Source organism: Chryseobacterium viscerum, assembly GCF_002899945.2.
Lineage (GTDB): Bacteria > Bacteroidota > Bacteroidia > Flavobacteriales > Weeksellaceae > Chryseobacterium > Chryseobacterium viscerum.
Genome location: NZ_PPEG02000013.1, coordinates 1 through 16,944, shown reverse-complemented (window position 1 = coordinate 16,944; position 16,944 = coordinate 1). Strand labels below are relative to the sequence as shown.

At 34.7% G+C, this 16,944-nt stretch carries 17 protein-coding genes and 3 pseudogenes; 14 read left to right on the top strand and 6 right to left on the bottom strand.

Features of this window, described 5'->3' with window-relative positions; translation table 11 throughout:
- Positions 1-9 precede the first annotated feature (9 nt).
- The 6 genes and pseudogenes from C1634_RS24280 (at position 10) to C1634_RS24250 (ending at position 4,296) form a co-directional block, all read left to right on the top strand.
- Positions 10-300: a hypothetical protein gene (locus C1634_RS24280; RefSeq protein ID WP_103231224.1), complete on the top strand. Its 291-nt coding sequence runs from the start codon at positions 10-12 to the stop codon at positions 298-300.
- Entirely contained in the window at positions 284-1,579 is a 1,296-nt protein-coding gene (traM, locus tag C1634_RS24275) for a conjugative transposon protein TraM (protein WP_109739290.1), read from the top strand. Before C1634_RS24280 ends, traM begins: the two co-directional genes overlap by 17 nt.
- Positions 1,580-1,607: 28 nt before the next feature.
- On the top strand, positions 1,608-2,510 hold the full coding sequence (gene traN, locus C1634_RS24270) for a conjugative transposon protein TraN (protein ID WP_449397356.1): 903 nt from the start codon (positions 1,608-1,610) through the stop codon (positions 2,508-2,510).
- A 1-nt stretch (position 2,511) separates the two neighbouring features.
- Positions 2,512-3,072 carry a conjugal transfer protein TraO gene (locus C1634_RS24265; RefSeq protein WP_103231226.1) on the top strand — a complete coding sequence of 187 codons (561 nt, stop codon included), beginning with the start codon at positions 2,512-2,514 and terminating at the stop codon, positions 3,070-3,072.
- 13 nt (positions 3,073-3,085) lie between these two features.
- Positions 3,086-3,526: a TraQ conjugal transfer family protein gene (locus C1634_RS24260; RefSeq protein WP_103231240.1), complete on the top strand. Its 441-nt coding sequence runs from the start codon at positions 3,086-3,088 to the stop codon at positions 3,524-3,526.
- Positions 3,527-3,657: 131 nt separating this feature from the next.
- Positions 3,658-4,296, top strand: a pseudogene (locus C1634_RS24250) (DNA adenine methylase).
- Positions 4,297-4,533: 237 nt separating this feature from the next.
- Here the strand turns inward: C1634_RS24250 and C1634_RS24245 are convergent.
- From C1634_RS24245 to C1634_RS24235, 3 genes are all read right to left on the bottom strand, one after another.
- The gene (locus C1634_RS24245) at positions 4,534-4,977 is read right to left on the bottom strand and encodes a JAB domain-containing protein (RefSeq protein WP_103231229.1); all 444 of its coding nucleotides are present in this window, start codon (positions 4,975-4,977) and stop codon (positions 4,534-4,536) included.
- A 95-nt stretch (positions 4,978-5,072) separates the two neighbouring features.
- Complete coding sequence (locus C1634_RS24240) at positions 5,073-6,146, bottom strand: DUF932 domain-containing protein (protein WP_109739289.1); 1,074 nt, start codon at positions 6,144-6,146, stop codon at positions 5,073-5,075.
- A 41-nt stretch (positions 6,147-6,187) separates the two neighbouring features.
- Entirely contained in the window at positions 6,188-6,604 is a 417-nt protein-coding gene (locus C1634_RS24235; protein ID WP_103231231.1) for a single-stranded DNA-binding protein, read from the bottom strand.
- A 397-nt stretch (positions 6,605-7,001) separates the two neighbouring features.
- Here C1634_RS24235 and C1634_RS24230 point away from each other — a divergent pair, with 397 nt between their 5' ends.
- The 5 genes from C1634_RS24230 (at position 7,002) to C1634_RS24210 (ending at position 12,009) form a co-directional block, all read left to right on the top strand.
- On the top strand, positions 7,002-7,676 hold the full coding sequence (locus C1634_RS24230; protein WP_103231233.1) for a DNA-processing protein DprA: 675 nt from the start codon (positions 7,002-7,004) through the stop codon (positions 7,674-7,676).
- Positions 7,666-8,274, top strand: coding sequence for a phosphoribosyltransferase (locus C1634_RS24225; protein WP_109739288.1), 609 nt, complete (start codon positions 7,666-7,668; stop codon positions 8,272-8,274). Before C1634_RS24230 ends, C1634_RS24225 begins: the two co-directional genes overlap by 11 nt.
- A 292-nt stretch (positions 8,275-8,566) precedes the next feature.
- Entirely contained in the window at positions 8,567-9,490 is a 924-nt protein-coding gene (locus C1634_RS24220; protein WP_109739287.1) for a hypothetical protein, read from the top strand.
- A 2-nt stretch (positions 9,491-9,492) separates the two neighbouring features.
- A complete protein-coding gene (locus C1634_RS24215) occupies positions 9,493-9,954 on the top strand; it encodes a hypothetical protein (RefSeq protein ID WP_103235503.1) in 462 nt (153 codons plus the stop codon).
- Between the two features lie 3 nt (positions 9,955-9,957).
- Complete coding sequence (locus C1634_RS24210) at positions 9,958-12,009, top strand: AAA family ATPase (RefSeq protein ID WP_103235504.1); 2,052 nt, start codon at positions 9,958-9,960, stop codon at positions 12,007-12,009.
- Between the two features lie 19 nt (positions 12,010-12,028).
- Here the strand turns inward: C1634_RS24210 and C1634_RS24205 are convergent, their stop codons facing one another.
- Positions 12,029-12,310: a hypothetical protein gene (locus C1634_RS24205; protein ID WP_109739286.1), complete on the bottom strand. Its 282-nt coding sequence runs from the start codon at positions 12,308-12,310 to the stop codon at positions 12,029-12,031.
- A gap of 812 nt (positions 12,311-13,122) precedes the next feature.
- Between C1634_RS24205 and C1634_RS24200 the strand changes: the two are divergent.
- Positions 13,123-13,446: pseudogene (locus C1634_RS24200) on the top strand (tyrosine-type recombinase/integrase); the annotation flags it as partial.
- Position 13,447: 1 nt separating this feature from the next.
- Here C1634_RS24200 and C1634_RS24195 read toward each other — a convergent pair.
- Positions 13,448-14,041, bottom strand: coding sequence for a DEAD/DEAH box helicase family protein (locus C1634_RS24195; protein WP_185145157.1), 594 nt, complete (start codon positions 14,039-14,041; stop codon positions 13,448-13,450).
- Positions 14,042-14,320: 279 nt separating this feature from the next.
- Here C1634_RS24195 and C1634_RS26355 point away from each other — a divergent pair.
- Positions 14,321-14,941: pseudogene (locus C1634_RS26355) on the top strand (IS256 family transposase); the annotation flags it as partial.
- A gap of 65 nt (positions 14,942-15,006) precedes the next feature.
- On the opposite strand, the gene C1634_RS24180 reads toward C1634_RS26355, so the two are convergent.
- The gene (locus tag C1634_RS24180) at positions 15,007-16,248 is read right to left on the bottom strand and encodes a phage integrase SAM-like domain-containing protein (RefSeq protein WP_103235409.1); all 1,242 of its coding nucleotides are present in this window, start codon (positions 16,246-16,248) and stop codon (positions 15,007-15,009) included.
- A 323-nt stretch (positions 16,249-16,571) separates the two neighbouring features.
- On the opposite strand from C1634_RS24180, the gene C1634_RS26175 reads away from it, so the two are divergent.
- The gene (locus C1634_RS26175) at positions 16,572-16,712 is read left to right on the top strand and encodes a hypothetical protein (protein WP_165835397.1); all 141 of its coding nucleotides are present in this window, start codon (positions 16,572-16,574) and stop codon (positions 16,710-16,712) included.
- Positions 16,713-16,944: the final 232 nt, after the last annotated feature.

Sequence of the window (16,944 nt, the reverse complement as noted above, 5' to 3'; positions counted from 1 at the left end):
TTCAGAACAATGAAAAAAATCAGGGATAAAATAGAGCAGCATATTTTGCTTGCAGACAGAAAATGGAAAGTACTCCCAGCGAAACGCCAGAGGTTTTTCACCAAGCTGTTTTTTGCAGGTTATGCCGTAGTTACTTTACTGGTTCTTATCAGCATATGTATGTCGACTGGAAATAAAACCAATACGATGTCGATCAGTCATATTACGACTATTTCAGATCATACTGCTATGAAAAGATCAGCAAAGGATAACAAAGTGGGTTCAAACATTAAAAAGCAGACCGATGAAAGATTCAAATAAGATCAAGATCACTGAAAGTGATTCACCACCATTGGAACAGGAATCACAAGGCCTTCAAAATTTACGGTGGGAGAGAATAAAGAAACCCCTGATCTATTTTTTGATGGCCGCAATATGTGGCGGTTGCTTCTACCTCATCTTCAAGCCAAAGGATAATAAAGTTACGGAAGATTCAGGCTTTAATGCGGGAATACCACAGGCAAAGGACGATCAGTTGCAATCTGATAAACAGAAGGCTTACGAACAGCAGTTGTTGGAGCAAAAAAATGAAGAGAAGAGAAATACGATAACCACCTTGTCTGATTACTGGAGTGACCCAAACAACCTAAACCAAAATTCTGATCAGGTCACATTGACAGCTAATCCAAATAATTTGACAGCATCCAATCAGAGTGCAGTCAACAGCTATCGAAATGCGCAGCAGACCTTAAGTTCTTTCTACAATAGGGATGATCAGGAAGTGAATAACCTCAGGAAAGAAATATCCAGGTTAAAGAATGAAGCGTTGCAGAACAATGCTGTTACTGCAGGTCTTGGGGTTAATGACCAATTGGAGCTGATGGAAAAATCCTACCAAATGGCTGCGAAATACCTTCCCCAAAGTAACAAGCAGGAAGAACCTGTATCAAAAGAAGAGGATTTGAAGCAGCTTTCTGGGAATAAAGCAGTGCTCACAGCAGTACAACCAGCGCACCTAAATGTCGTTTCGTCATTGTACAGAGAGCCATCAGACAGCGCCTTTCTGGCTGGTCTGAATGATAATAGATTGTTCGGAACTCAGACTGAAACCAAAAACACAAGGTATTCTAAGAATGCGATCAAAGGTCTTGTACAGGAGTCAATGACGATGACCAATGAAAGTACATTATCGATCAGACTTTCTGAAAATATGATTCTAGGACATACAGAAATTCCCGCCGGAATATTGCTGAAAGCCAGCGGCAAATTCCAGGGTGGGAGACTGCAATTGAAAATTTCGTCGATAGAATTTCAGGGCAGCATTTATCCTGTAGAGATCAATGTTCATGACAATGATGGTCAGCTTGGTCTATATGTTCCTTATTCACCGGAGCAAAATGCTGTGACCGACATTGTGGGCAGTATGAGGCAAACTTCTGGTACCAATATTATGATGACGCAGTCGGCAGGTCAGCAGATCGCGGCGGATTTAAGCAGAGGAGTGGTGCAGGGGGTGTCAGGATATTTCCAGAAACGGGTCAGACAACAAAAAGTAAAAGTAAAAGCGGGCCATCAGGTTTTGCTTGTGCCAAAAAAATAATCCATTAAAAAACAATAAAATGAATAAAATAAATAAAATAAAAAGCCATTATCTATTGATGATCGTGTTTGTGTTCTTTTCAAGCAGATCACTGGCTCAGGATTCCGTTGCTTCCTATCTTTCACTGGAGGAAGCTAAGTTGGAACCCTTCAAAATGCAGGTCACCTACAATAAAACCTCGCACCTGATTTTTCCTTCTCCAATCCGATATGTGGACTTGGGGAGTGACCTGCTGGTCGCCAATAAGGCAGAACCTGTTGGAAATGTTCTTCGGATCAAATCGGCAGTCAGGGACTTCGAAGAAGAAACCAATTTTTCGGTGATCACCGAAGACGGAAAGTTCTACAGCTTCGATGCGTTTTACAGTTCATATCCGGAATCACTCAGCTACGATCTGCTAAAACTGCAAAGGGCGGATGAGCGCCGATATTCTCCCGATGTCCTGTTTGAAGATCTGAAAGGAAGTTCGTCCTCTCTGACGGAACTGAGCATGGAAAACCTGTATGAAAAAAGCAGCAAGACCATCAAACACATATCGTCCAGAAGCTATGGAATTCAGTTCTCTGTTCGTGCACTGCATGTGAATGACAATAAATTCTATTTCACCTTACAGCTTAAGAACAGCAGTAATGTCGCATTTGCCATCGATCTGGTAAACTTCAAAATTATCGATAAAAAGAATTTGAAAAGAACGGTCGTTCAGGATAAACTCTTAGAGCCGGTTCGGGTCCATTTTCCGGTGATGACCGCAATTCATCATTCTGACATTTCAGGAGTTTATCTATTGGATCAGTTCACTCTTTTAAAAGATCAGGTCTTGGAAATTGAAGTTCTGGAAAAGAACGGGGGAAGGCATCAAAAGGTTAAGCTTGAAAATAAAGACCTTATCAATGCCATATTGATCAACAGTTTAAACATAAAAACAAACTAAGATGAACAAGATATTTTTAGCCATCATCTTTATTATTACGATGAGTATAGAAACTCTGGCTCAGCAAATGATCCCTAAACAAAAAGGATTCGAAATTTCATATTCAGTATTTCCACAATCTCCTGAAAGGCAAAATTATGCTTTAAATGCAGGTGTTATTTCTTACACTAAAAACGGTAATTATCTCTTCGGATTGGCCGAATACAGCAGAAAGTATTACGAGTATGCCCATTACGACATCCCGATTGATACTTTCCTTTTCAATGGGGGTTACAGTCTCTATGTGTGGGGAGATTTGATGCGGAATGTCAATATCAATCTGGGTTTAGGCGGGCTTGTAGGTTATGAGCAGATCAATAGGGGAAATGAAACGATCTATGATGGCTCTATTATTAATGCAACCGAGAATTTTATTTATGGTGCAAGTGGTAAACTATCTTTAGAAAGTTATCTGACAGACCATTTGGTTTTTTTGGTCAATGGGCAGCTGCGCCATTTGCAGAACAGTCAGCTCGGTGAGTTTCACGCTTTGTTTGGTTTCGGAATGCGATTTAATTTTTAAAAAAGCTTGTAAAATGAAAAATGTAATCAACAAAAAGATCTTGCAACTATATAAGTATTCAATGGCAATTTTCTTAATTAGTTTTGTACTTAATTCCTGTCAGAACAGCGATCTGGAAATTCAACATGATTTTCCTTTTGAAGTCCAAATAATGCCAGTTCCTGGTAAAATAGCTGAGAATGAAACGTTAGAAATTCGCATTTCACTATTGACTTCTTCGAACTTTAATGGAACAATGTACAGTGTTAGGTATTTTCAATATGAAGGAGCTGGTCAACTTCAATATTACAGCGATCCACCATATCTACCGAATGACGAGTATCCATTGAAGCAAAAACAATTCAGACTTTACTATACATCTAAAGTTTCCGAATCCCATCAGTTCAGTATTTGGATCAAAGATAGTTTTGGAAATGAAAGAAGGTTAGATTTTGAATTTGACAATGCATCTTAAAATTTCTAATTAACTTTTAGCGGCTTGGTTTTGTACCAACCTGCTTTTTATGAGGACGTTGAAAGCAAAATCAGGTCAGGATTGTACTGAGTGAAGTCTCAGCACCATTTTACAGGAGATTGCAAATAAAAATGAATTATTTGGGATCTAAAAGAAGACTATCGGGGTTTATCTACAATGTCATTTCAAATTCTGTAGAACAAAAACTGGCTGATTGTAGCTTCTGTGATCTGTTTGCAGGAACAGGAGTAGTAGGAAACTATTTCCATGACAAAGTTAAAAGTATCATTTACAATGATAGGGAATACTAAAGCTTTGTTATTAATAGTGCATTCTTTAGCAAAGTATCAGAAGAGAAATACAGGGCAATTCTTGCGGAATTAAATCAATTAGATGGCAGGGCAGGATTTATATTTAATCAATATTCGGAATGCGGAACAGCTGGTAGGTTATATTTTTCATCTGAAAATGGTCAAAAAATAGATGCCATAAGGATGGATATTGAACGACGATTTGAAAGTTCTGAGATAGATCAAGATTTCTATATCCTTTTATTGGCTACCTTGTTAAAAGCGGTTGATAAAGTTGCTAACACAGCCTCCGTGTACTGTGCTTACCTAAAAACAGTAAAAACAACCGCCACTAAAAATTTACAATTACTTGCTGTTAAAAGAACGGAACTATCACATCCTGACTATCCGGAGATGATGCGTGGTTTGGGAACTTATAGTTGTTCAACGATAGAATACAAGCGATTTCAAAGTAAGTAAGCAATGGGTAATGTAAGGACAGTAGAATATCTTCATCATTTAATAAAACATTAAATCTACACAGGCTCACAACTTTTATGAAGCAGGGAGGTTTTGTGAGGCATAACATAAGAGTTGTATCCCTACTTTTTGCGAAAAGACGTTTCCGACCACCGGAAGGAATTGTCTTTTCGCCCGAATTTGAAAATACACGACAATTCAAATCTTGCCGTGTATTTTATTAATAACACAGTTCATTTATAAATGACCATCGTCCGCAAATGATATATAGGCTGTTGATGTCAGAATACAATGATCGAGTAGTTTAATGTTTAGAAGTTCAGACGCACTTTTTATGCTCTGCGTAATTTTAAGATCTTCAGCAGAAGGTTTCAAATTCCCTGAAGGATGATTGTGTGCCAGTATAACAGCCGAAGCATTACAAAGAAGTGCCGCCTGCATAATGATACGAACATCTACAACTGTGCAAGAAATCCCTGATTCAGAAATTTTTCTGATTCCTAAAACCTTGTTGGCCTGATTAAGATATAGGGCGAAAAAAGATTCCCTGTAATCTATTTCATCATGATCAAAGTGCTGACGGAATACATCCACGGCATCACGTGAACTACCGACTAATTTCTCAGAATTTCCCTTTCTTGAATAACTTAATTTTATCTCGTTGACTATATTAAATTTCATTGATTTTGCTCTTATACGGCAGAGACTTATTTTTCCCGTACTTATTAAAATGGTTTTAATAATGCAACCGCCAGAAAAGGCGGTTGTATTTATTTTTAATTCAGATTGAAAATATCCTGTCCAAACTTTGCAAATCCAGTACACAGTTCAAAAGATTTTTGTGATTTCATCTGCGCAGTACCGCCCATTACAATTGACTGTAATTTCGCTTCATCGTCTTTGTAAGTTTTCACATTCTGATAATAGCCTGTTACGGCATTGTATGCACCAAACAAAGTCCCTTTTGTAGTTTCCATCTGTTGGGTGTCGCTCATCATCGCATAGACAAAAGCATCATCAACGGTATTTTTAAAAACGGTCGATAATTCATCAAAATTTCCTTTCTGCAAATGATTTAAGGTTTCTTTATTGGGGCAAAGTGCCAACTGAATCAGCTTTTTCATTTCATCGTCACCAATCTTGATATTTGCCCAATGATTAAAAGTGCTTTCTAATTCTTTACTCAATGTATTGGCTAAACCCATCACTTTGTGAGCATCTTCCAAGCGTTGTTTTGCCCCTGCGGTGTGCCTGATTCGCACCACATTGCTCATATTTTTTAGTGAAGCGTTTAAAGTATTTTGACAGACAATGCGAACAGGGGTAAATGCGGCGGTGATGCTTCCGCTCCCATCGTGGGAGGTGGTTAGGAAAATATATTTTTCCGTAATATCGTCACCATTTCCAACACGGATATAGTCGGGTAATTTGGCGGTAATGAAAATGCGTTCTCCATTTCCCAAAGCGCCTGCAGTCTCGTATAAGATTCCATCTCCACCGCCTACAATAGAATCGAAAAATGAAAAGGCTTCACGGTTTTGTACGATATGGTAATCTTTTCCGACTACGCCTAAAACGGTGTTATTATCAGTGCGGATATTGGCAAAGTAGTTGGGAACTTCCAATTCTGAATCGGTTATTTCTATTCCGTTGCTATTTTCGATAATGCCTGCACCTTTTGTAAACAGGGGAGATTTTTCGACCTCGTAGTCAAGTCCTGCAAATTTGATGGCTTCTTCACTTGTAGGGTATTCCTGTACGACCTGCCCCAAGTTGTGCCATGCTTTTTCCTTTACGCTGAAAAATGAATATTTTCCTGTTCTGTTGTTGAAGTTTAAATTATGTGCCATGATATTAATATTTAATTGTTAGTGAATTCTGTTTGATGATTTTAAAATGGTAGGTCATCATCTTTTTCGCTGTCGTTGGATTTAGAACTAGAATTAGAAATTTCCTTCGTATCTTTTTTATTCAATTCAGTAAACTTGTTTTCAGTTCTTTTACTACTGCTGTGAACTTTAATCTGTGAGGTGTGGAAATTCAGACCTGCATGGGGTTCTCCGTCTTTTCCTAACCATGCAGAGGTGTAGGCTCTTCCGCTTAATTCTACCAAAGTCCCTTTTGTTAAAAAGTCTGCAACTTTTGGAGAGATCCAATAGGCGCATTCAAAATAGGTGGTCTGTTCGATCCGTTCGCCCTGTTTGTTGCGATAATTGTCATTCGTAGCAATTGAAAAATTAACTACCTGTTTTTCATTTGGCAAGTTGCGCACTTCCGCATCCCTTGTCAGTCTTCCGATAATGTTCATAATCGTAGGTTTTTAAGATTGTACATTTTGATCTGTTCTCAATCTTTTCTCCGTCCTTTCTCTGAAAGGCCCTTGGGCTTCGCTGAATATTTTTCAAAAGAAAAACCGGAAAAAAGAAAGCAGATAATCTTAGCGGGCAAAGGGAAAAAGTCAAAAGGAAACGGAATAATTGGAGGGTACCTTCAGGGAGGAAACCGTTTATGCCGTAGTCTTTTGGCTGGGTGAAGAAATGGATGACCGATATACCTTAGCTGCCTTTTTACCGGTTTATTATGAGAAATATGACTTCTCTTTAAATTATTTTAGTACTACTTTACGTGATCAATATTATTTTTCAATTTGTATTTATAGGGTAAAAAAACTATATTTACATTATTCATTTAAATCTTGAAGACCTATGCAGATCAGTGCTTTTAACGAATATTACGATAAGCTGACCACCGTTGAGAAGAAAAACAGTCCCAAAGAGTTATTTTACAAAGGGGACTTTTCGTTATTGGAAAATGAAAGAAGGGTAGCCGTCGTTGGTTCAAGGAAGGTTTCTGAACTGGGTGTACGAAGAGCAAGGAAGATCGCAAAGCTATTGGTTCAAAATGATATCACTGTCGTTAGCGGTTTAGCGGAAGGAGTTGACTCGATCGCCCATAAAACAGCCATTGAATTTGATGGTCATACCATCGGAGTTATCGGAACACCTCTTGATAAATATTTCCCAGCAGAAAATAAAGAACTTCAGGATTTTATTGCTGAAAATCACCTACTGATCTCGCAGTTCCCGGAAAACTATCCTGTAACACCAAAAAGTTTCCCTATCAGAAACCGAACAATGGCGTTGATAAGCGATGCAACGATCATCATTGAAGCGAGTGAGAAAAGCGGAACCAAGCATCAGGGTTGGGAGGCATTGAGGTTGGGAAGACAGTTGTTTATTATGGAGAATGTCCTTAACGAAAAAATCTCATGGGCAGAAGAAATGCTAAGTTATGGTGCACAGGTATTGACCAATGATAACTTTGAATTTTTGATCGAAAGCATTCCCTATTTAACAACAAAGAAAGAGTATGTCTTTTGAGTTTCTTACTTTTTTGGCCTATTCTCCAAGAGGTAAGTCCGAGATAGAAATTTCTTCAAGGACGGTTGCCGGTTCCTGTAAAAACGGAGATGTAAGCTTCAGTACGAGATTAAGCCAGAGAATAAAAGAAGCCGATCTATCAGAATATTTTGCAAACTCAGCTTTAGTTCCGGTACCAAGAAGTACACCTTTGGTTGAAGGAGCTGTTTTTCCTGCAAGAATCATTTGTGAAACACTTGTCAGTAATAGAGTGGGCGAAAGTGTAGCCGATTGTCTTAAACGCAAGTACGCAATCCCCAAATCAAGTGGACAATTTCATGCAGACACCAGAAATACGGTGCAAGAACATCAGGAAAGTTTAGAAGTAACTCCAATACTAATCACTGAACCAACCATTATTGTGGTTGATGATATTCTAACATTAGGTAGAACATCTATGGCCTCTGCACTAGAACTTAAAAAAGTTTATCCTGATAAGGAGATCAAAATATTCTGTGCTATTCGAACCAGAAGTTGGAAAGATCTGGAAACGATAATTGATGTCAGTAGAGGACGTATGCATCCTGCTGGTAAAGGAGGTGTTCAATTGCCAGATTAGTCTAAGTACTGTACAATTACATTAAATTATGCTGTAGGGACGTAATCAAAAAGTACTTATTAATACTGTGGTTAACCGTAATATTTATAAATGATTAACCGATATCTTTAAACTGCAAAACCTACTTTGATGTTTATAAGGTAATTGATACTCAAATATCATTAAGTTGCAATCCTAAATAAAAATTGTCTGAAAATTATGAAATATTGGGTATAATTCACTTAAATATGGGAATTTATGAATATTTTTTATAAATTCACAATTGAAAAACTAAGTAATCAGTGATGTAACTATGTACACAACCAAATTTGGTCCCTTTAATGGAGATTCTTGGGAGGAACTAATTCAAATCTGCTTGAGATTAAAATATGAATCTGAGCAATATCAATCTATTCCTGCTTCACCGGGTGATTTTGGAATTGAAGGATTTACAAGAACGGGTAAAGTTTTTCAATGTTATTGTCCAGATAATAATATGACTTCTACTACACTTTATGAGAAGCAGCGAGACAAGATTACAAAGGATGTAAATAAACTATCACTTTACCAAGATCGCCTTCTTCAAATTTTCGACGGAACAAAAATAAAAGAATGGATATTTGTTACACCTGAATATCGAATGAAGGAACTTGTTATTCATTGTAATAATAAAGTAGAAGAACTTAGGCAGCTAAACCTTCCCTTTATTGATGATGAATTCAGGGTAATAATACATGATATTGGGAATTTTACCAAGGAAATTCCAATTGCACTGAATGGTGGTTCTCAAAAATTAATGATCAACCCAAAGATTTCTAGTACCGGAACTATGACTTCTTGGAAAGAGCAGGAAAATGAGCTGGTTGGTAACGCAATTAGAAAACATACGAAGAGATTTCCAGCTGATATGAATGGTGTTACAAAAAAAGTCAATGATCTTACGGAAAATACCATTAAAAGCTACTTTGACCGTGAATCGATACTAAGCAGATGGCAACGTCTTCATCCGCAAGATTATGACAAATATTTGATATTAATTTCACAAGTTGAAGAAACTGTGAAAGAACAGTGCATGTTTCCTACTGATAACAACAATGAACTGTATAAAAGTTTACGGACTTTGGTTGATAAGAAACTTAGGGAGAATTTCACGTATTTGGACGATACGACAATAACTAATCTTACAAATGGTGTTATTGCAGATTGGCTATTACGATGTCCATTAGATTTTGAATAGTAATGCAGGGAAAAATACAGGGACTCAGCTTTACTAAAAGAGCCATCCCAATACCAGCTGATTATCGTCCATTATATAAGATTGCACATATTTTGTTAATTTTGCATTTGTCATGTAGATCAGGAAAATCTTCTATGATGAAGCTTCATTTTTTATGCTGGGCAATAAAAACAAAGGCAAATACATCAATTGTCACCGGATGGATTGGAGATAAATTTTCAAGCCACCTTCACATATGGGGGATTGAACCAACAGTGAATCGAGCATTAACTTTTGCAACTGCTGATGATTTGATAGAAAATATAGGAGCAGACTTTGTAATTACCCTTAAAGGAAAGGAGCTTGCAAAGGCTATTTTAAAAAATAAAGAACTATTTGTTCGAGAGAAGGAATTTTTATCAGCAATAGGCAAAAATACTATCACCGAATCACAAATTACACAATTATCTAATAAATTTTTTTAATAGATGTTACAAATTAAAGCTCTTCGACTAGAAATCAATACAACCAATGGATTGTATGGTGCATTCTTTCCTTTTGAATCGGGTCTTAATATTATTAGAGCTAATAATACGAGTGGTAAGAGTACTATTTTTCAATCTATTATTTACGCTTTAGGATTTGAAGAGTTGATTGGAGGAAAAAATGAGAAAACCATGCAGTCGGTTTTAAAAGATGCAGTACTTGATGGAAACCATCAGTATAACGTCTTACAATCATTTATTGTTCTTGAAATTTCTAACGCTGATAAAACAGTTACAATTAGACGTAGCGTCATAAATGAAAATCGAAAGCCTCAGTTGGTAGATGTAATTGATGGTCCTTACCTGACTGATCCTAACAGAAATTATGAAATTAGACAAATGTATATTCATGATAGTGGTGCTGCAACCGACGTCAAATACGGATTTCATGTTTTTCTTGAAGAATTTCTAGGATGGCAAGTACCAAATGTTCTTGATAGTGCAGGAAATAGTACTAAGTTGTATCTTCCTCTTATAGCACCATCTTTTATAGTAGAGCAAAAATCAGGATGGTCGTCTCTTTTTGCCACAATGCCGTTCTATAGGGTGAAGAATGCTGAAGAAAGGGTGATTGAATTTTTGCTCAATCTTGATGTTTTCCAAAATGAACAGGCTAAAATCTCATTAAATATACAAAAGCAAACTGTAATTGCCCGTTGGCAATCTTTATACAGTGAATTCGTTAGATTAGGTGATCGAAGTAGTGGAGAATTAACAGGTATTACGGAATCTCCGGCTATTATTAACAATATTTCTGATGTGTATTTTCGGTTTCTTAGAAATGAAAAATATTATTTGGTTAGCGAACTGCTAGAAAATCTTCAAACTGAATATCATCAATTATCAAAACAAACAGAAGTAACGGTTGGAGAAAACGTTGAAAAAAATCAATCTCGTTTGAAGGTGTTAAATGAAAACTTAGTTAGATACACATATACTCTTGAAAAATGGGAAAATGAAAGTTTTATAGAAAAAGATCAACTTAAGCAGTATATTAGACAAAAGAGAAATATTGAAGAGGATTTGATTAACAATAAATCCGCCAGAAAAATGCTAAATCTTGGAGCTGCAGTAGAATCTCCATTAGCAAATAATCAATGCCCAACTTGTAATCAGGAAATAAATGCAACTTTATTGCCAGCCGAGGTAGATCAAGTACCTATGGATGTTGAAAAGAATATTGTATTTCTTACAGCTCAACTCAAAATGCTTGAGACATTCGTTGTAGGTGAAAGAAAAAAGGTAATTGGGAACGAAAGAAAGCTCAATGATCTCCGCGATCAAATTCAAGATTTAAGACAACAAATTAGAAGTATTAAGAAAGATCTTGTTTCTGATGAAAGGCTTCCGTCAGAAGAACTTATCGAGAGAAAAATTAATATAAAAAAACTAATTATTGTTTATGAAAATTTGGTTGAGACGGCAGACGGTCTAAAAACTCAACTTAAATTGCTTTCAAAAGAGTGGGAGAGATTAAAAGGTGTTGAATCTAACTTGGGAGGTGATTTCTTTACGGCTAATGATAATGAAAAAATAAAATTTCTAGAGAATCGCTTCATAGCATTACTGACTCTTTTTAACTATCAAAGTAAAGACAAAAATTCAATTCGAATTTCTCGTGATAAGTACACTCCTGTAATTGAAATACGGCTTCCCAACGAAAGACCTAAATCTTATGATATTCGATTCGACTCATCAGGAAGTGATCATATAAGATGTATGTGGGCATATTACATTGCCCTTTTAGAAACTTCTTATAATATGAATGGGAATCACCCTCTTTTACTGATTTTTGATGAACCACAACAGCAATCAGCTTCTACAAAGGATTTTCATGAATTTTTAAAAGAGCTATCTATTCAAAAAGAAGGACAAAGTATTGTTTTTGCTTCATTTCAAAATTCCCAAGTGGATTTTAAGGCGGCAACAAAAGGATTGAATTTTAATGAAATAGAAGGGAATGGAAGATTTATTTCCAAAGTAGATAGTTTTTAAAATAAATGCGAAAATAAGCTTATCCCAAAACTCTTTTTACAAATTCCTTATGTTCTTCAATTCGATGATTACGTCTTTGTACAACAGCTTTTAATTCCGTGGAGAAGTCTTCTACAGGATTCCAGTCGTTGTATTTTTTCTTCTTAATACCATATTTCTCAGACAGTAAGATGCAGAAAACTCTAAATGCTAAATATCGGGCGTTCTTTTCGGCTTCTTTATTTGTAGTCCAATATGATTGAAACCAAGAAATCCCAGATCCAACTAACACGCCTACTAATCCAAAAATTGCTTCAGTCATCAGTTTAAATTTGAATTACAAGATAACAAATTAATAAATTACAAAAACATCATTAATATTTAAAACATATTTTGAAACATTTTTAACAAAAGTCTCAAGAATTACCTATGCTGTAGTTAGTTTTTTCATTCTCGAGATGAATGCATTTTAATGCCATATATATCAATTTACTACATGTTAAAATTTCTTTTTTATCCATTTTGTTAATTTGTGTAATCAGATGCTTTTTCCAAATAATTGATTGATGATAATTTTGCAATTTCATTCAAATCTTCTACAAAAGTGTTCGAAAATTGTACCTCTGGGTCGCTTAACGGGAATATATTTTTACTAATAAAATGCTATTATTATATTAGTTAGATCAAAAAAAATGTATTTTAGCTTGAGAATTATAATTGCTATATGTCTGTTATTTGAATAGTAAAAATATTTGTAGGAAAACCTATATTTTTTTGTGGCAAAATCGTGGCATAGATGACCTTACAGTTTTTAAAAAATAGATTTGATAGGAGTTTTTTAAGATAGGTTCGAATCCCTCTCTCTCCATAGTATAGTCAAGTCTTGTTGTTGATCCAGCATCATGTTTCTTTCTTGATAAATTTATCTCTGTATTTGAGAGCCTATCTACTAGAAAAAAGGCCGTTTTAACTAAATAGTTGCCATTGTCAAAATACTTTGTGCCTAATTTTTAGCCAATTATTTTCCTATCATTACTCCATTTCCTGATTCTCTAGAAGATACCAGAACCTTCAATTTCTTTTTAGAGTCAGTTGTTACGAAAATCAACCAGTTTAAAATAGATCAGTTCAATCAAGAAAAAAAATAAAGCAAAGACAGACATTCCTCTTTTACCAAAAGCTTTGGAGCTGCTTGAGAAATATAAGAGCCACCCTGAATGTATTTCACGTTGTTCAGTACTTCCTGTTAAATCAAATCAGAAGATGAATGATTACTTGAAAGAGATTGGTGTACTATGTGGTATTATCAGCGAACTAAATACTCATAAAGCCAGACATACTTTTGCAAGTACAGTTACCCTTAATAATAGTATTTCAATTCATGTGGTCAAAGAAATGTTGGGGCATAGTTCCGTTAAGCAAACAGAACATTATGCAACTACGGAACAGGAAACAGTAATTAGGGTATTTGTGTTCTCAACGAGGAAGAGGGAACTATAACCAAAAGACCTCCTTGACATTTTTCCACTACACTTAGACACAACATTGTTTCTGTTTTTTCGGTTCCAGTTGGCATTACAATAACTGCGGGTTTTGTGGAAATACTCCAATGAGCTTGAATTGAATGTATAGCTCCAATTTGGGGTGGTCTTAAACCAAACTGTACTATGCTCCCTTGTTGGTTTTTAACTTCTTTCTTATATTTAAATGCATTCTTCCAGGTTTCAACTATATTTTCAGATGTTGGCATTCTAATATATTCAGCTTTCTTTTTACATTTTGACAGTATTGAAATTGTTAATTTCTCACCCTCGTCTTCGAGGGTAAATGCAGCATCATAGTTTTGTGGAACTTGACTTTTAATAATCGATATAAAATATTTCGACCCATTTTCTGATATAAATTCATATCCGGAATAAGATCCAAAATTGTATTTTCTCAAAATCCCTTGTTCTGACCCAATATAATACTCTTTTTTATTACCTTTTATAGTTTCTATAAAAGAACAATTAAAGGATATTTTTACTTTCTCCTCAGGAAACAGGCAGTTCATAAGCTTATTGCTTTTTAATATTTTGTGTTTATACTTTAGTATACCTCATTGTCTAAAATTCTAAACAATATTTATTGCTACAATTTAATCAAAAAAAATATTTTATGGGGACAATATAGTTTAATGCACAAATTTTAATTCTAGCATTGCTTTTAGGTAAAAAACATTCGAAGGTTTAATTCAAAAAAGAACCTTCACACTAATTCTATAAACATCAATTTATGGTACATTAAAGTATATCATATCCGTCATCAATAAAACCATAATATGGAAAGCTGTAAGGATGTATTGGGGCTATGACTAGTAAAGAATGAAAACATTGCTTTTTGGATGATTGTGCTCACTGATTTGCACACCAGAGATGTTCAGGATATTCTAATCACATGTGCCGATAACCTTGGGTGGTTTTACTCAAACCATTCGTTCGGTATTTTCCCCAATTTAATACTCAGATTTGTGTGGTTCATCAGATTCGTAATACCTGCAAGTATGTGGTATGGAAGGATAAAAAGCCGTTTGCTGAGGATATGAAGCCTATTTATTCAATTCCAAATAAACAAACAAAAGAAACTGAGCTCACAACATTTGAGCTGAAGTGGGGAACAAAATATTCTTATGCGATCCGAAGCCGGAGTATAAATTGAGATGCTCTAACAGCATTTTTGAGTTCCCATTGGAAATCAGGAAAATCATTTATACAACTAATTTAATTGAGAATTTGAATGGAAAGATTATGGAATACACCAAAAACAAAATGTCTTTCCCAACAGATGAGGCTTTAAAAAATCTGTTTACCTGACCTTAATGGAAGCCACTAAAAAATGGACGATGCCGATTCATAACTGGGTATTGATTATAAATCAGTTTATTGCTATTTTTGAACAAGAGTCTAAGGTCTGATACCTTATAACCCAAATTTCATTTACACAGATTTATGTACACCATCGTACATTTAATTAGGATAATTAAATAACCATTGCCTCCTGTATATTCAATTTTTCAAAATAATTACTTAAGTTAACGATACGTTCATCATCAACAGGATTGATATATTTCAGAAACATATTTTCTGTACTGTGACCTGTTGCAGCAATTAAAAGGGAAGTCGGAATCTTGCTATAAAAGTTTGTTGCAAAACTTCTTCTTCCAATATGGCTCGTAATAGCTTGCCATTTTTCGATTAGAATACTCTTCACTCGATGTCCTATTCGCTTTCGGACTCTAATAGTGGTCTGTATTTCAGCAATCAGCGCAATCTTCCTTATTTTTTTGTTGTATTCATTAAGTTCTATGTTTTTCGGGAACGTATTGTGATATTGTTTAATGATATCTATAACTGCAGGATGCAGAGGGAGAGTGATTTCTTTCTTTGTTTTCTTTTGTACAAATCTTATACATGATTTGCCTTTTATTTCTAAAATGTTGTCTGTTGAAAAATTAATAAAATCGGAATATCGTTGCCCTGTATAGCAGCTTATTATGAGCCAGTCTCTTGCATCTTTCAATTCTTCAGGAATAGTCATTTTTTTTATCTTTTTGATCTCAGTTTCATTAAGTGTAATAATTTCCCGACTTTGCTTTTCCCTTTTTAGTTCAATTTCACGGATACAAGTTCTGATGCCTTTTCTTTCTGCAAAATTAAGTATAGTTTTTACAAAATGTATCGTTCTATACAGTGTATTTTCGCTGTACAGTTCTTCTTTTCCAAAAACCATGAAATTTCTTACGAAATCTGCATCTACTTGACCAATTTGTAAATTTTTCTTTATATATCCTTCAAATCGTTGGATTAGGTTAAAAAATACCTGATATCTTTTTCGTGTTGATTCGCAGATTAGTTCAGATCGCTGGGTAATATATTGTTCTATATAATATAGCAAGGATCCTTCTGTAAGTTTTTTTTCATCATCATTACAAATTTTGAAGATCTGTCTGTAAAGGCTTCGATGTGTTATTGGTCTACTTTTACTTCTTTTTTCATTAATGTATGATGTTATTTTAATTCTAACCTTATCTAATAAGTAGTTAATTTTTTTATATTTTTTAATATAAATATTTACAGGTCTTTGTTTATCATCATCCCAGTGTTCTTTTTTTATTCTTAAAGGAGTGTGGAAATCGTAACGGATACCAGTCTTGGTATCTATGATTTTGAGTTTGATGTTCTTCGATGCCCCAGAATGGGTTAAAGAGAAATTAAATGTCATGGTTTTTTTGCTTAACTAATTAACAGTTAGCTAATTTAGTAATAAAAAAATAGTCCAATAAAGACTATTATTTGTACAAATATATACCTTTTTTTTAAATATCCAAAATTTATGTTAAAAACACTAAAGTTTATTAAATCTCTATTTGTCAGTAATTAAAATATTTCAAAAAAACCTTCAATGTATTTCACTATTTTTTGAAAAAAAGACAAATATTACTTATGTTTTTTTTGTTTTTTGTAGAAAACACTCTGGTTTTGATGCAAATATGAGAAATAATAGTCTTTATTGGACTATTATAAAATTGAGCTGTGAAAATACAAATGAACTATATAGATGGTAGCCGAGATATTTCCAAAAAAGGAAATATTCTTGGCTTTTGTATTCCTGTTAGTGATGAATGGTTAAGAATTTCTAAACATGATATTGTATGTGGAAAATTAATGCATTGGCGTTATGCATAATCTAGGAGTGTTTATTCATGTCGAATTGGTTTAGTTTATGATATTTTCAATCGACTTACTCGATTATCATGTCGTTGTATAATACAAACTTTTAAAATATAGAATATATGAAAAAAAAATTTTTAATTGGAATAATGAGCTTAACAGGATGTTTTGTTCTGGCTCAGGTGGGTATCAATACCCAGGTTCCTCAATCTACATTAGATGTAGTTGCTAAAACAACAGATGGTTC

Coding starts and splice junctions, on each gene's coding strand:
- traM (WP_109739290.1), top strand. CDS start 284: ATGAAAGATTCAAATAAGATCAAGATCACTGAAAGTGATTCACCACCA.
- C1634_RS24235 (WP_103231231.1), bottom strand. CDS start 6,604: ATGAACATTATCGGAAGACTGACAAGGGATGCGGAAGTGCGCAACTTG.
- C1634_RS24260 (WP_103231240.1), top strand. CDS start 3,086: ATGAAAAATGTAATCAACAAAAAGATCTTGCAACTATATAAGTATTCA.
- C1634_RS24230 (WP_103231233.1), top strand. CDS start 7,002: ATGCAGATCAGTGCTTTTAACGAATATTACGATAAGCTGACCACCGTT.
- C1634_RS24225 (WP_109739288.1), top strand. CDS start 7,666: ATGTCTTTTGAGTTTCTTACTTTTTTGGCCTATTCTCCAAGAGGTAAG.
- C1634_RS26175 (WP_165835397.1), top strand. CDS start 16,572: ATGAACTATATAGATGGTAGCCGAGATATTTCCAAAAAAGGAAATATT.
- C1634_RS24195 (WP_185145157.1), bottom strand. CDS start 14,041: ATGAACTGCCTGTTTCCTGAGGAGAAAGTAAAAATATCCTTTAATTGT.
- C1634_RS24245 (WP_103231229.1), bottom strand. CDS start 4,977: ATGAAATTTAATATAGTCAACGAGATAAAATTAAGTTATTCAAGAAAG.
- C1634_RS24180 (WP_103235409.1), bottom strand. CDS start 16,248: ATGACATTTAATTTCTCTTTAACCCATTCTGGGGCATCGAAGAACATC.
- C1634_RS24265 (WP_103231226.1), top strand. CDS start 2,512: ATGAACAAGATATTTTTAGCCATCATCTTTATTATTACGATGAGTATA.
- C1634_RS24215 (WP_103235503.1), top strand. CDS start 9,493: ATGCAGGGAAAAATACAGGGACTCAGCTTTACTAAAAGAGCCATCCCA.
- C1634_RS24210 (WP_103235504.1), top strand. CDS start 9,958: ATGTTACAAATTAAAGCTCTTCGACTAGAAATCAATACAACCAATGGA.
- C1634_RS24240 (WP_109739289.1), bottom strand. CDS start 6,146: ATGGCACATAATTTAAACTTCAACAACAGAACAGGAAAATATTCATTT.
- C1634_RS24205 (WP_109739286.1), bottom strand. CDS start 12,310: ATGACTGAAGCAATTTTTGGATTAGTAGGCGTGTTAGTTGGATCTGGG.
- C1634_RS24280 (WP_103231224.1), top strand. CDS start 10: ATGAAAAAAATCAGGGATAAAATAGAGCAGCATATTTTGCTTGCAGAC.
- C1634_RS24220 (WP_109739287.1), top strand. CDS start 8,567: ATGTACACAACCAAATTTGGTCCCTTTAATGGAGATTCTTGGGAGGAA.